General features: G+C 34.0%; 10 protein-coding genes. 6 read left to right on the forward strand and 4 right to left on the reverse strand.

The window, feature by feature from the left end; all coding sequences use genetic code 11:
* Positions 1-91 precede the first annotated feature (91 nt).
* On the forward strand, positions 92-796 hold the full coding sequence (locus J3U00_RS02210; protein WP_065734532.1) for a GntR family transcriptional regulator: 705 nt from the start codon (positions 92-94) through the stop codon (positions 794-796).
* A gap of 69 nt (positions 797-865) precedes the next feature.
* Here J3U00_RS02210 and J3U00_RS02215 read toward each other — a convergent pair whose 3' ends face one another.
* The 3 genes from J3U00_RS02215 to rph all read right to left on the reverse strand — a co-directional run bounded on the left by J3U00_RS02215 (position 866) and on the right by rph (position 3,502).
* Positions 866-1,978, reverse strand: a complete 1,113-nt coding sequence (locus J3U00_RS02215; RefSeq protein ID WP_267331377.1) for an SIMPL domain-containing protein — start codon at positions 1,976-1,978, stop codon at positions 866-868.
* Positions 1,979-2,124: 146 nt separating this feature from the next.
* The gene (gene pyrE, locus J3U00_RS02220; protein WP_065561745.1) at positions 2,125-2,772 is read right to left on the reverse strand and encodes an orotate phosphoribosyltransferase; all 648 of its coding nucleotides are present in this window, start codon (positions 2,770-2,772) and stop codon (positions 2,125-2,127) included.
* Positions 2,773-2,785: 13 nt separating this feature from the next.
* Entirely contained in the window at positions 2,786-3,502 is a 717-nt protein-coding gene (rph, locus tag J3U00_RS02225; RefSeq protein ID WP_065561744.1) for a ribonuclease PH, read from the reverse strand.
* A gap of 150 nt (positions 3,503-3,652) precedes the next feature.
* Between rph and J3U00_RS02230 the strand changes: the two genes are divergently transcribed.
* The 3 genes from J3U00_RS02230 (at position 3,653) to J3U00_RS02240 (ending at position 9,125) form a co-directional block, all read left to right on the forward strand.
* Complete coding sequence (locus J3U00_RS02230; RefSeq protein WP_065734530.1) at positions 3,653-4,519, forward strand: YicC/YloC family endoribonuclease; 867 nt, start codon at positions 3,653-3,655, stop codon at positions 4,517-4,519.
* A 391-nt stretch (positions 4,520-4,910) separates the two neighbouring features.
* Positions 4,911-5,804: a hypothetical protein gene (locus tag J3U00_RS02235; RefSeq protein ID WP_267331378.1), complete on the forward strand. Its 894-nt coding sequence runs from the start codon at positions 4,911-4,913 to the stop codon at positions 5,802-5,804.
* A 720-nt stretch (positions 5,805-6,524) separates the two neighbouring features.
* The gene (locus J3U00_RS02240; protein ID WP_267331379.1) at positions 6,525-9,125 is read left to right on the forward strand and encodes an autotransporter outer membrane beta-barrel domain-containing protein; all 2,601 of its coding nucleotides are present in this window, start codon (positions 6,525-6,527) and stop codon (positions 9,123-9,125) included.
* 199 nt (positions 9,126-9,324) lie between these two features.
* On the opposite strand, the gene J3U00_RS02245 is transcribed toward J3U00_RS02240, so the two are convergent.
* Entirely contained in the window at positions 9,325-10,710 is a 1,386-nt protein-coding gene (locus tag J3U00_RS02245; RefSeq protein WP_267331380.1) for an MATE family efflux transporter, read from the reverse strand.
* A 178-nt stretch (positions 10,711-10,888) separates the two neighbouring features.
* Between J3U00_RS02245 and yejK the strand changes: the two genes are divergently transcribed.
* Together yejK and nfo are read left to right on the forward strand one after the other, a co-directional pair.
* Complete coding sequence (yejK, locus tag J3U00_RS02250) at positions 10,889-11,887, forward strand: nucleoid-associated protein YejK (RefSeq protein WP_065734527.1); 999 nt, start codon at positions 10,889-10,891, stop codon at positions 11,885-11,887.
* A 9-nt stretch (positions 11,888-11,896) separates the two neighbouring features.
* Positions 11,897-12,739 (forward strand): deoxyribonuclease IV, encoded by an 843-nt coding sequence (gene nfo, locus J3U00_RS02255; RefSeq protein WP_065561737.1) that lies wholly within the window; start codon positions 11,897-11,899, stop codon positions 12,737-12,739.
* Position 12,740 lies beyond the last annotated feature (1 nt).

The raw sequence follows: 12,740 nt of genomic DNA on the forward strand, positions 1-12,740 counted from the left end.
ATCTAGATCGCGTTTTCAAGCAATTTTGATTTATTTAATTAACGATAAGTATAGAATGTCAGTCATTTATACCAATATCAAAGAACGACTAATGTTAAAATACCAAGATGTGGCAAAGAAAATTCAACAGTCGATTTATCAACAAAATCTGCCTAAAGATACACAATTGCCTAATATCGAAGGGTTAATTCAACAATATCAAGTTAGTCGTACCACCATTATCAAAGCACTTAATCGCCTTGAAAGGCACGGTGTGATCTATCAAATTCAAGGCAGTGGAATTTTTGTTAGGCAACCCAAAAAACGGGGTTATCTGAATTTTTTAGAGAGTCATGGTTTTAGTGTTGACCTAAATGATTTACCCGGCGCTTCACAAGTATTTAATGTTGACGTTATTCAGCCTAATGCCAAAGTAAAAGAGAACTTACAGTGTGAAGATGGTGAAGAAGTCTATTATATAAAACGATTACGTTTGGTTGAAGGCAAGGTTTATGGTTTTGAGCAATCTTATTATCGTAAAAAGATCATCTCTTACCTTAATCGGGAAATTGCCGAAAACTCAATTTTTAGTTACGTTAAAGAGATTTGTAAAATCAATATTGGTTTTTCTGATAAATATTTCAAAGCGATAAAATTAGATGAGGAGATCGCCCCTTATTTAGGATTAAAACCTGGCGATCCCGCTTTATGTGTTGAAGAGATTTTTTATACTACAGCAGGCGAACCTTTCGATTTTTCAAGAATTATTTATCATTACGACAATGCAAAATTCTATGTACAAAGTCATTCAAAATAGTCGAAGGTATTTCATTTAGTTAATAAAATAAATTACTAACTAAATGAAATTTTATCAATTTAACAGCTACTACTTTTGTTCAACTTTTTTAAGTGTTTCGAATGTACCTGATAAAGTTAATGTGACTTCATATTCTGGTGGGGTATTGATATCTACATCCATAGCATCATCAACACTTCTATCCATACCTAGATAACGTTTTTGACTTTTGGCGTTGTTAAATGATGAATATGATGTATCAAAATCTCTTGAGTCGAGTGATAGTGTAATTGGTGCGCCTAGTACATACTGTTTATCCAGTAATCGTTCAACTTTAGCGCTTAATTTGTTTAGTAAAAGGGTTTCATGCTCGTTTAGTGCAGCTTGAATTGCTTCAGGCGAAACACTATAAGAGATGTTATTGTTGACTTGCATCTTTAATTCTTGCGCTTTAGCAATAATTTTACCAATAAGATCTAATTTATTTATTTTTATTTTTAGTGTGTTATTGACGAAATAGTGTTTTTCTTCAATTTCTTTAGCCTCCATTTCGCGTACCATATATTTTTTAATTGATACGTTCGTTAAGCCTATCTTTTTTAATTCGTTAGCGATATTGTTAAAGTCTTTGTACAGATCATCCTTTGCTCTACTTTCTCTATTACTGGTTGTAGCAATGGAGAATTCATAGTAGTTAGTCAAATTTTTATCGTCAATCTGATAAATGTTGTTTATACCATATTTATCAAGTATTTTATTAAGATTGATGAAGCTATCATTATTATCAATCGTTAATACAACATTAAGAATAGCTGCATAAGTGGTATTGTTTTTACTATCTGGTTTCGTCACAGTTCTAACACTGTTTTTGTAGTCGGTGGTAACTAAATTATCGTCGGTAATATTAAGTGTATTTAAATAAGTTTTTAACTTCTTCATTGTTTCGACATTAAGATTAGAAGCTTCCGTTGGTGTTTCACCCTCTGTTTCTAAGGTTACATAAAATTCAACTGTATCGGGTTTTAATATAATGTTATCAGTAATTTTGGAGGTGATTTCTCCAACAGGGATAAGGTTCTTTCCATATTTTAATTGCTGTAGTTCTAAATAATTATTGCTAACGTTTAACGCATTATTTTGGGCGTGAGATGGAAAGATGGTACTCATATTCATTAATAGGATTAATAATAAGGTTTTTTTCATTTTATTTCCTTTATTCAGTCTAGTGAAATGGGCTAGTAAAGTAGGTTCAATGTAGAAAGATAAGATGATTATAATTAATATAATTGGAAAGTTGTAAAAAAATTGTAAAACTTTATGAATATAAAAAAGCGTCTTACGACGCTTTATTATTTTATTCCATATTCAGCACGATAGGCTTCGACTTGGGTGACTTGGTCTTTTCGTGATGGATCTTGGTAGAGGTATTGGATCAAATCATCTAAAGTAATAATTGAAATTACATCACAATGATAAGTCTGTTTGATTTCTTGAATAGCAGATAAATCACCTCGGCCTTTTTCTTGACGATCTAAGCAAATCAATACGCCAGCAAGTTTAGATTGATTGTCTTCCAAAATTCGCATTGATTCACGAATTGCTGTACCAGCGGTAATTACATCATCAACTAACATAACGCGTTGTTGATATATTGAACTACCTACAAGATTACCACCTTCGCCATGGTCTTTCGCTTCCTTTCGGTTAAAGCAGTAAGGAACATCAACATTGTGGTGTTCAGATAGGGCAACCACTGTTGATGAAACGATTGGAATGCCTTTGTAGGCTGGACCAAAGATAACATCATATTGTAAATCTGCATCGATCAATGCAGCGGCATAAAAACGACCTAATAACGCTAAATCTTTACCGGTATTAAATAGTCCTGCATTAAAAAAGTAAGGGCTTTTTCGACCTGATTTTAAAGTAAACTCGCCAAATTTTAATGCTTGCCTATCTAAAGCAAATTCTATAAATTCACTTTTATATGATTTCATCGATCCTCTCCAATTAATCTTTTAAAGCTTGTTTTTGTGCTTCTGTAATAGTTTTTATGCCATTTTTTGCTAGTTCTAATAGGGTTAATAATTCTTCATGACTAAATGGTTCACCCTCGGCAGTGCCTTGAACCTCTATGATACGACCATCATCTGTCATAACGACATTCATATCGGTTTCAGCATTAGAATCTTCAATGTATTCTAAGTCGCATAGAGCTTCACCGTTTACAATGCCTACCGATACGGCAGCCACTAAAGATTTAATTGGATTTTCTTTGATTTTGCCATTAGAAATTAATGTGTTTATTGCATCAACGAGTGCAACACAAGCTCCGGTAATCGATGCAGTTCTTGTGCCACCATCGGCTTGAATAACGTCACAATCTAAGGTAATGGTGTACTCACCTAATAATTCAAGGTCAACCATCGCGCGCAGTGAACGGGCAATTAGGCGTTGGATTTCCATTGTTCGGCCAGTTTGTTTGCCTTTTGCAGCTTCTCGTTGTGTTCTTGAATTTGTTGCGCGAGGTAACATGCCATATTCAGCAGTGATCCAACCTTGATTTTGACCTTTTAAAAAGCGGGGTACAGATTCATCAATTGTTGCATTACAAAGTACTTTTGTTTCACCAAATTCGACTAATACAGAACCTTCTGCATGCTTAGTGTAATGACGGGTTATTTTGATTGGGCGGACTTGTTCCGCAGATCGACCAGACGGGCGCATGCAATTCTCCAGCAGTTTATTTTATCTTCGAATTAATTTTTTAGGGGGACATCAACAAGAAAGCGTCGATGTTTAGCCTAAGCTAAGGGCACATTATACAGAATTTGTGTTACAATGCACACTAAGTTTTTATAAATTTAGGAACCTATTATGATTTCTAGTATGACCGCGTATGCGAGAAAAGAGTTGAACCAATCATGGGGTAATGCGTCTTGGGAGTTGCGTTCGGTCAATCAACGCTACTTAGAAACCTATATTCGTTTACCAGAACAATTCCGCTCACTTGAGCCGATCGTTCGTGAGCGTCTTCGTGCTCGATTAACTCGCGGAAAGATTGAATGTAACTTACGCTTCGAACTTGATCCCGCTACTCAGAACCAAGAGTTATCATTAAATATTGAGCTGGCTAAACAGATATTAAATGCAGGTGATTGGATTAAACGTGAATACCAAACCGGTCCAATCAATCCGCTTGATGTGTTACGTTGGCCGGGAGTGATGTCGAGTAAAGAACAAAATTTAGATGCAATTTCGCAAGAAATTTTAGCTTTACTTGAAAAGACAATCGATGAATTTATCACTGTTCGTGAACGTGAAGGTAAAGCCTTAAGCGAATTAATTACTCAACGCTTAGACGCAATAACTCTCGAAGTTAATAAAATTCGAGATTGGATGCCACAAATCTTAGATTGGCAGAAAGAGCGTTTAAAAAGCAAACTAGACGAAGCCAATATTGAACTAGATAGCTCACGTCTTGAACAAGAAATTGTGATGGTTGCACAAAAAATTGATGTGGCTGAAGAGTTAGATCGATTAATGACTCATGTCAAAGAAACTTATGCAATCTTAAAGAAAAACGAAGCAGTAGGGCGCCGACTTGATTTTATGATGCAAGAATTTAATCGTGAATCAAATACCATCGCTTCAAAATCAATTAATGCGGATGTAACTGCAAGTGCGATTGAACTTAAAGTATTGATTGAGCAGATTCGAGAGCAAGTACAAAATATCGAGTAATTTAATGAGCAAGTATTTTGTCATCGGCAAAGTACTTCACTCAATATAGTCTTAAATGTTTATATCGATTAACAGACTGATTTATTATTTACTCTAAAAAACAATCAATGTAGATTAAATTAACAATAGGGGCGCTATGCCCCTTTTTTATGTCAAGATATTATGAATTGCTTTTTCAAAGATTATTTTTAATTAAAAAGAAAAATCTTTACTTTTATCTAGTCTAATAAACTTTACTTTTCTTAGGGCATGTTTAAAATGGACCAGTCAAATTAATAACTCAGTCCTAGTTATTGGAAAAAATAACAAAAATTGACAATTATCATTTAAACATAGCTAGAAGTTTTTTTATTAGTATTATATTTTTTAAGGAATAATAAGGAATAAAACAATGAGCTCTACAGTTAGTCATTATCAGTTGTCACAAAAATTTAATCCGCTTTTAACCATTATCTTTACTATAATAGGTATTTTTGTCGCAATTGCTTTGGGCATTATCTATTCAATCATCTCTTATTATTCTCCGTTTGTCATAATTGATATTGGTTTAGTCGTTGTAATGGGATTGACGTTAGCCTATCTTGCTTCATTTCTTGCAAAAGCAGCAAAAGTAAGAAATACCATGGTTAATTTTTTTATGGCATTCTTTATCTGTTTATTTGCTTACTACTCAAGTGTATGTGGATTTGAAGTAGGTCTTTTTTCGGGTGATTTTACAGATTATATTAAACTATTTTTTTCACCATTCACTGTCGTTGACATCATGTTTGATGAAATTCTTCCATACCGTGAAATATCCATCACCAGAAAATCGAATACAAGTCACATTTCTGGTTTAATGTTGGGTGTTGTTTATTTAATTGAATTACTTGTTTTCTTTTATCCATTAATCGTTTCATTTCATATTGATGATTATTATTGTGAAGATTGCCAAGTATGGTACAAAAAATATCAATTCTTTTCATCAAGTAATGAAAGCCTAGAAACTAAACTTTCTGCTAATTTAACTGGTAGTTATGCCGATGTATTATCGCAAACAACTTTTTATACTGATACAAAAGGAATACTTAACCAAGTCGATCAATCAGCAGGAAATATCGATGTATTAGAATATCAATATTGCCAATGCCCAAAATGTCGTCAGAAAAGCATTCTTACCATAGAGAAGAAATTATTGAAAAAAGACAAAAAAGAGTATGAATTAAAAGGTGTTAGTGATGGATTTATAGTCCAAGATGCCTATATTGATAACAAAACCGATGCATTATTTGAAAAAGAAATATAAATTGGTAAGAAAGATAAAAAGGGACAGATGTCCCTTTTTTATTGGATGAAATAAAACTGCTGAGACTTTTTTGTAACAAAAAATAGAATTCTGTAAATTATTCCTTCATAAACTTAAAATGGATCATCTATTTTTCCCTCAAAACTAAAAGATTAATCTTATCCTTGAATATGTATCCGAGTAAGATCTAAAAAAGATCATTTTTAAAATGATCTTTCATAAACTTAAAATGGATCATCTATTTTTCCCTCAAAACTAAAAGATTAATCTTATCCTTGAATATGTATCCGAGTAAGATCTAAAAAGGATCATTTTTAAAATGATCTTTCATAAACTTAAAATGGATCATCTATTTCTCCCTCAAAACTAAAAGATTAATCTTATATTTGAATATGTATCTGAGTAAGATCTAAAAAGGATCATTTTTAAAATGATCCTTTTCTTCTAAATTGTAAATAAAAGTAAGAGAAAAATAATAAATTAATAATATTTTTATAAATATTTAACAAAATTTAACAAGAAGAAAATCTCTTAATTTTCATTATATTAACTTATTTTTAACAATTCATATCGATTATTTTAATTAATTTAAACATTTTTTAATAGAAATTTTCGAATGATTAAATATTGATTGATCGTTTATTTCGATCAATAATATTTAAGACATCGCTAATTAATTATAAGCAATGTTTAATGTTGTAAAATAAGGAAAATTAACAAATGAACAAAATTTACAAAGTTTTAAAAAATAGTAAAGGAATAAGCTTGGCGGTTTCAGAACTAGCCAAGGGAAGAGGGAAAAAAACGAAATCAATATTAATTAGTGCTACTGTAGCCAGTGCTTTATCTGTATTAATGGCAGGTAATGCATCTGCGGTTCGAGTTAATATAGATACAAATCAAACTATCAAAGGAGATAACACAGGAACAATAGCGAGTGGACAAGAGACTAAAGATGAATATTTTATTGGTCAAAATGGACATTTAACAATCAGTGATAATGGTAAGTTATCAATGGGCCGAGTCATGGTGGGACATGTTGATGGAAGCACAGGTGAATTAACACTTGATAACGGCCATCTTATTAATACTTTTGGCGATCCTTATTTTGGTGCTGAAGGTAACGCGAATGTTCTTATTACCAATGGTGGTACTTTTACTAATGCTGGTTGGGCGTCGCTGCGCGTGGCTTCTGGTGTTAATTCAAATGTAAATCTAACTGTAACCGGTAAAGGTAGTGCGTTAAATCAAGTTAAATCACAAGATATGCATATTGCAGCTAATGGTAACGCAGTTATTAACGTATTAGATGGCGGTGTTATCAATTCTACTAGAGGTACATTTGTTGGTCATGAAAACGGCAAGGGTATTATTAATATTAGTGGAAAAGGTTCAGCTTTTAATACCGGTGGTATGAGAGTTGGAGCGCTTTCTGCGGATAAAACTGGCTATGGTGAAATCAATATAACTAATGGCGGAGCCATGAATGTTTCTGATGGTGACTGGGGTCTATACAACAAGTTAGCAATCAGAAATGGTAAAGTATTAGTTGACGGTAAAGATTCTAAATTGAATGTAATGACTGAACTTGTTGTCAATCAAGGCGGTAATCATTCTTCAAGTTTAACTGTTTCAAATGATGGTGTGGTTAAAACTCAAAAAGGTGACCAATCAGGTGAAGATTTAGGTATAACAATTGATAAGAATGGTGTCGTCAATATCGGTGGAGAAGCTGGAAAAGCAGCTGAAAAAGCCGGTATTATTGATACATCAAAAGTTGGATTAAACGATGGTGGTAAATTAAATATTAATCATACTAACACCGATTACGATATAACATGGGATATAGCTGGAAAAGGTGATGTGAATGTAACTTCTGGTGATAACTTAATTAGTGGGCATCACTCTTATGACGGAAAAACTAATATAACTGGCGGGTCATGGACTGCAAAAGGTGAAAATGTCTTTAGTCCTAACTCTGATTACAATATTGGTAAAGGTGGTTCACTTAATTTAAATGATCATAACCAAACTATTGGGAATGTAGTTAATGGGGGTACTATTGATTTAGGTAAAAACTCACCTGATACCACACTAACAGTCAATGGCGATTACCACGGAGATAACGGTAAACTAAATATTTATATGGATACCGAAAATGGTAAGACAGATAAAATGGTTGTCACTGGTAATATCACTGGTACAACTAACATCGATATAAATGAAATTGGTAATGGTAAAGCTAATAACGGAACCATTAATGTTATTGAGGTTGGTGGTACAGATAGCGGTAAATGGAATGTAGTCGAAAAAGCTGACAGTGAATTTGATTACACCATTGGACGAGATAAAGATGGTAAATTAACTATTGAATATACTAATGTTTTATCAAGTGTAACTAATTCTCCAGTCGTTGCTTCTATATTTGGTAATCAGCTAGCTGCATTAAATATGTTCCGTCATAGTGCCCACGATCGAGATACTTCGATTTATGTTCCAGATTCTAATGTTTGGATGCGTTATAACTATGACCGAACCAAAACCGATTTGTTTAATGGCAAACAGTCATTAGACATGAAAACATCAATGATTGAAATGGGTGTAGATGTATTGAATGTAGACCAATTCAAAGCTGGGGTTTATGGCGGATACGGTCACAGTACAATCGATACTAAACAAAAACATTCTCGACGTAAAGGTGATGGCAGTGTTACAGGGTATAACTTAGGTGTATACGGTAATTGGAATGCACAAACCGATGGCGAAGGTCTTTATGTTGATACCTGGGCACAATATAGTTGGTTCAAACACAAAAGCTCGGTTCATTTATCAAATTTAAGAAACTATTCAAGTAAATATGACGGCGATGCAGTAAGTTTATCTGCTGAAGTAGGATATGGAATGGTTGTGCTTGAAGGTGATGAAAGAAATTGGTTAATTGAACCTCATGCCCAAGTTGGATATACCTGGTTAGACAGCGATAAATTTACTTTTGGCCGTGCAGGTGATGTGGATAACATCAGTGCTGATGGTGCACAAGTACGCTTAGGTGCTCGTTACTACGGTCAAAGCACTAAATCAGGATATGGTGTATTACCATTTATTGAAGCAAACTGGCTTTACGATTCATCATCACCAGAAGCTAAAGTGAAAGGTAAAAATGTTGAATCTGATCTAGGCAAAAATTTTGCAGAGGTCAAAGTGGGTGTGAATGGTAATTTCACAAATTCACTTAGTGGTTATGCTCAACTCGATAGCAGATTTGGTTCTAATAAATATTCACGTATAGGAGGACAACTAGGTATAAATTATTCATTCTAATAAATTTTAAAATAACTTCCTAAATAAGCAGCAGTACTAAATGTACTGCTTTTTATAGGCAAGAGTATCTTTATATTGACACAAAACAATTATCTTATTAGGAAATAGTAATTTTTTAACTGAGTTTTTACTTTTATTTAATGCTTTTATTGTTTATAACCATATTATTATTTCCTAACTTATTTTATTTGAAAAAAATCTACCGCTTTCGTGGACAATCTCTATTTTTGATCGATCTAAAATAGCAATAAAGTACGATATAAGCCGTTCCTGTCGATAACAAATCAGCAGTTGGTGATGCTGCCCATACACCATCTAAATCAAAGAATAATGGAAGAATATAAAGTGTTGGTAACAAGATTAAAATTTGTCTTGAAAGACTTAACAAAATAGAAACTTTTGCCATACCAATACATTGGAAGAAACTGGTAGTTACCATTTGGAAGCCGACAAACGCAAAAGAAAACGTAGTATAACGCAGTGCAATTGCAGATATTGCTACTAAATCAACATCAGAACTAAATGCTCTAACCAGCACATCAGGAATAAAACAACCTAATATAAAACCAACGCTAGTAATGACGGTGGCAATTTTAACCGCATAAATAAACGTTTCCTTAACCCGAGCATAATTTTTGGAACCGTAGTTATAACCAATAATCGGTTGCATACCTTGGTTTACGCCAATAACAATCATAATAATCAGTGTAATTAATCGGTTAGCGTTAGAATAGCCGGCAATTGCATCATCACTTGAAACATGTGATATTGGTGCATAATGGGTTAACTGCCAGTTGATAAATACCACAACAACCGACGCAGCCACCTGCATAGCAAACGGTGACATACCAATCGATAAAATAGATTTAACATAAGTAAAATCGAGCTTGAAGTTGCGACGATATAATTTAATATTGCTGTTTTTGCTGATAAAGTGTTGCATTACAAACAAAAAGCTAATAAACATCGATAACGTAGTTGCAAACGCTGCGCCACGCATTCCCCAACCTAAAGCAATAATGAAAATTGGTGCGAGAATAATATTAGCAATCACACTGATAAACATCGTTACCATGGCTTTGAAAGGATAACCACTGGCGCGCATCATGTTGTTGTAATTAAATGTTAGTGTGATAAAAATACTACCCGGTAAAAATACCTCTAAAAATTCCCGTGCATAAATATGATTAGTGGGGCTTGAACCGATAAAGTGTAAAACCGGATCAATAAAATAAAGTAATAATGCTAAAGTAATACCGCTTAGCACGGCAGTTAACATAAACGATGTGCCTGCTACTCTTTCGGCTTTATCAATCTCGCCTCGACCCAAAAATATCGAAATACGGCTTGCCGAACCAATACCAACCAACATACCAATGCCGGCAGCAAGATTCATCACAGGCAAAATAATACCAGCGCCACTTAACGCTTCGCGACCGATCCAATGACCAATAAAAATTCCATCAATAATATTGTAAAGCGTATTTACTGTTGTCCCAATAATTGATGGTAGCGCATATTGCCAAAATATTAGGCTAATTTTTTTATGTTTAAAATCATCATAAATATCGCGTGAGTTTGTCATTTTTATTCACATTGAAAAAAAGTTAAAGTTGCTAAGAATTTTAGAATATACGTAAAAGTATAAAATTGACTTGAATAATCATAACTAGTTTAACAGAGATAAAAATTGATGATAGCACTTTTTTAGTGCTTTGATAAAATAGTCGATTATCAAATCGTCTAGCGTAATAGGAATTTTCATGAGTGTACAAATAGAAAACGTTGTTTTACATAAATTAATAAGAAAAAGCGATACGGAAATCGAATTACAACTTCGTGACTCACTACTGAACAATGAACAAGCGGTAACCAACTTGATTGAAGATATAAACCGCGTTTATAACAACAAAAGTAAAGCTTATGGACTATTTAATAGTGAAAGCCTTTTTGAACAGTCGCTTAAAGAATTACGTTTAGGTAATCAAGACTTCCTCAATTTTAGCCAAGAATCTACCAAACAATTACGTAATGAACTGGCCAAATATCCATTTGCTGAAGGTGGCACCGTTATTTTTTGCCATTATCGATATCTAGCTGTTGAGTACCTTATTATTGCTGTATTAAATAGCTGTTTAAGTATGTTAGTCAACGAACAACTCAATATATCAGAAACCCAGTATTTAGATATTGACCATGCCGACATCATTGCTCGTATAGATATAACCGAATGGGAAACGGCTCCTGACTCAAAACGTTACCTAACTTTCCTAAAAGGACGAGTAGGGCGTAAGGTTTCTGACTTCTTTATGGATTATTTAGGTGCGAGTGAAGGATTAGATGCTAAAGCGCAAAATAAAACACTTGTTAAAGCGGTTGATGACTATTGCCAAGAAATGCAATTTGACAACAAGAATAATGCGCGTGAAAATGTTTATAATTATTGCCAAGCGCAATTACAAGCAGGTGAAGAGATTGAACTGAAAAATCTTGCTAACGAATTGCCAGCGACTGACGAGAATAATTTTATGGAATTTGTCAAAAATAGTGAATATGATCTGGAGGACACTTTCCCCGTTGATCGTAGTGCACTACGCCAACTTAAAAAATTCTCTGGTAGCGGAGGTGGATTAACCTTAAGCTTTGATTCTGATCTATTAGGTGAACGAATCAAATGGGACCCACAAACTGACTCACTTGTGATTAAAGGTGTTCCACCTAATTTACGTGACCAACTTCAACGAAACAGTGGCTCAAACTAGGAAAAAATTATGAAATATATTGGTGCTCATGTGAGTGCTTCTGGTGGTGTCGATAATGCTCCAATTAATGCTTATCAAATTGGTGCAACGGCTTTTGCATTATTTACTAAAAATCAGCGCCAGTGGCATGCAAAACCGCTTGAATCAGCAGTGATTGATAGTTTCAAAAAACGCTGTGAACGATATGGATTTACTAGTAAACAAATCCTACCGCATGATAGTTACCTTATCAATTTAGGTAGCCCTGATAGTGAGCAACTCGATAAATCCCGAACAGCTTTTTTAGACGAAATGCAACGCTGTGAACAGCTAGGGTTAACTTTACTCAACTTTCATCCTGGTAGTCACCTACAAAAAATTTCGGTGGATGAATGTTTGGCGCGTATTTCCGAATCGATAAATATCACTTTAGATAAAACTAAAAATGTTGTCGCAGTGATAGAAAACACCGCAGGGCAAGGGTCTAATCTCGGTTATAAATTTGAACATCTTGCACAAATTATTGACAAAATAGAAGATAAAAGTCGTGTTGGAGTCTGTATAGATACCTGTCATGCCTTTGCTGCCGGTTATGACTTACGCACTGAAAAAGCCTGCAAAGAGACCTTTGACGAATTTGAAAAAATTGTTGGCTTTAAATACTTACGAGGTATGCACTTAAACGATGCTAAAAGTGAATTGGCAAGCCATGTTGATCGTCATGATAGCTTAGGCAAAGGAACCATCGGCGAAACGGCATTTAAATTTATCATGCAAGACTCGCGAATCGATGAAATCCCTCTCATTCTCGAAACTGTCGATCCGGATCTTTGGAAACAAGAAATAGCTTGGTTAAAAGAGCAAGAAAAGTGAA

Source organism: Gilliamella sp. B3127 (assembly GCF_026536935.1).
GTDB classification, from domain to species: Bacteria; Pseudomonadota; Gammaproteobacteria; order Enterobacterales; family Orbaceae; genus Gilliamella; species Gilliamella apicola_E.

What these genes read in the sequence shown, in the direction of transcription:
- pyrE (WP_065561745.1), bottom strand. Translation starts at nt 2,772, where the DNA reads ATGAAATCATATAAAAGTGAATTTATAGAATTTGCTTTAGATAGGCAA.
- J3U00_RS02230 (WP_065734530.1), top strand. Translation starts at nt 3,653, where the DNA reads ATGATTTCTAGTATGACCGCGTATGCGAGAAAAGAGTTGAACCAATCA.
- J3U00_RS02245 (WP_267331380.1), bottom strand. Translation starts at nt 10,710, where the DNA reads ATGACAAACTCACGCGATATTTATGATGATTTTAAACATAAAAAAATT.
- yejK (WP_065734527.1), top strand. Translation starts at nt 10,889, where the DNA reads ATGAGTGTACAAATAGAAAACGTTGTTTTACATAAATTAATAAGAAAA.
- J3U00_RS02240 (WP_267331379.1), top strand. Translation starts at nt 6,525, where the DNA reads ATGAACAAAATTTACAAAGTTTTAAAAAATAGTAAAGGAATAAGCTTG.
- rph (WP_065561744.1), bottom strand. Translation starts at nt 3,502, where the DNA reads ATGCGCCCGTCTGGTCGATCTGCGGAACAAGTCCGCCCAATCAAAATA.
- J3U00_RS02235 (WP_267331378.1), top strand. Translation starts at nt 4,911, where the DNA reads ATGAGCTCTACAGTTAGTCATTATCAGTTGTCACAAAAATTTAATCCG.
- nfo (WP_065561737.1), top strand. Translation starts at nt 11,897, where the DNA reads ATGAAATATATTGGTGCTCATGTGAGTGCTTCTGGTGGTGTCGATAAT.
- J3U00_RS02210 (WP_065734532.1), top strand. Translation starts at nt 92, where the DNA reads ATGTTAAAATACCAAGATGTGGCAAAGAAAATTCAACAGTCGATTTAT.
- J3U00_RS02215 (WP_267331377.1), bottom strand. Translation starts at nt 1,978, where the DNA reads ATGAAAAAAACCTTATTATTAATCCTATTAATGAATATGAGTACCATC.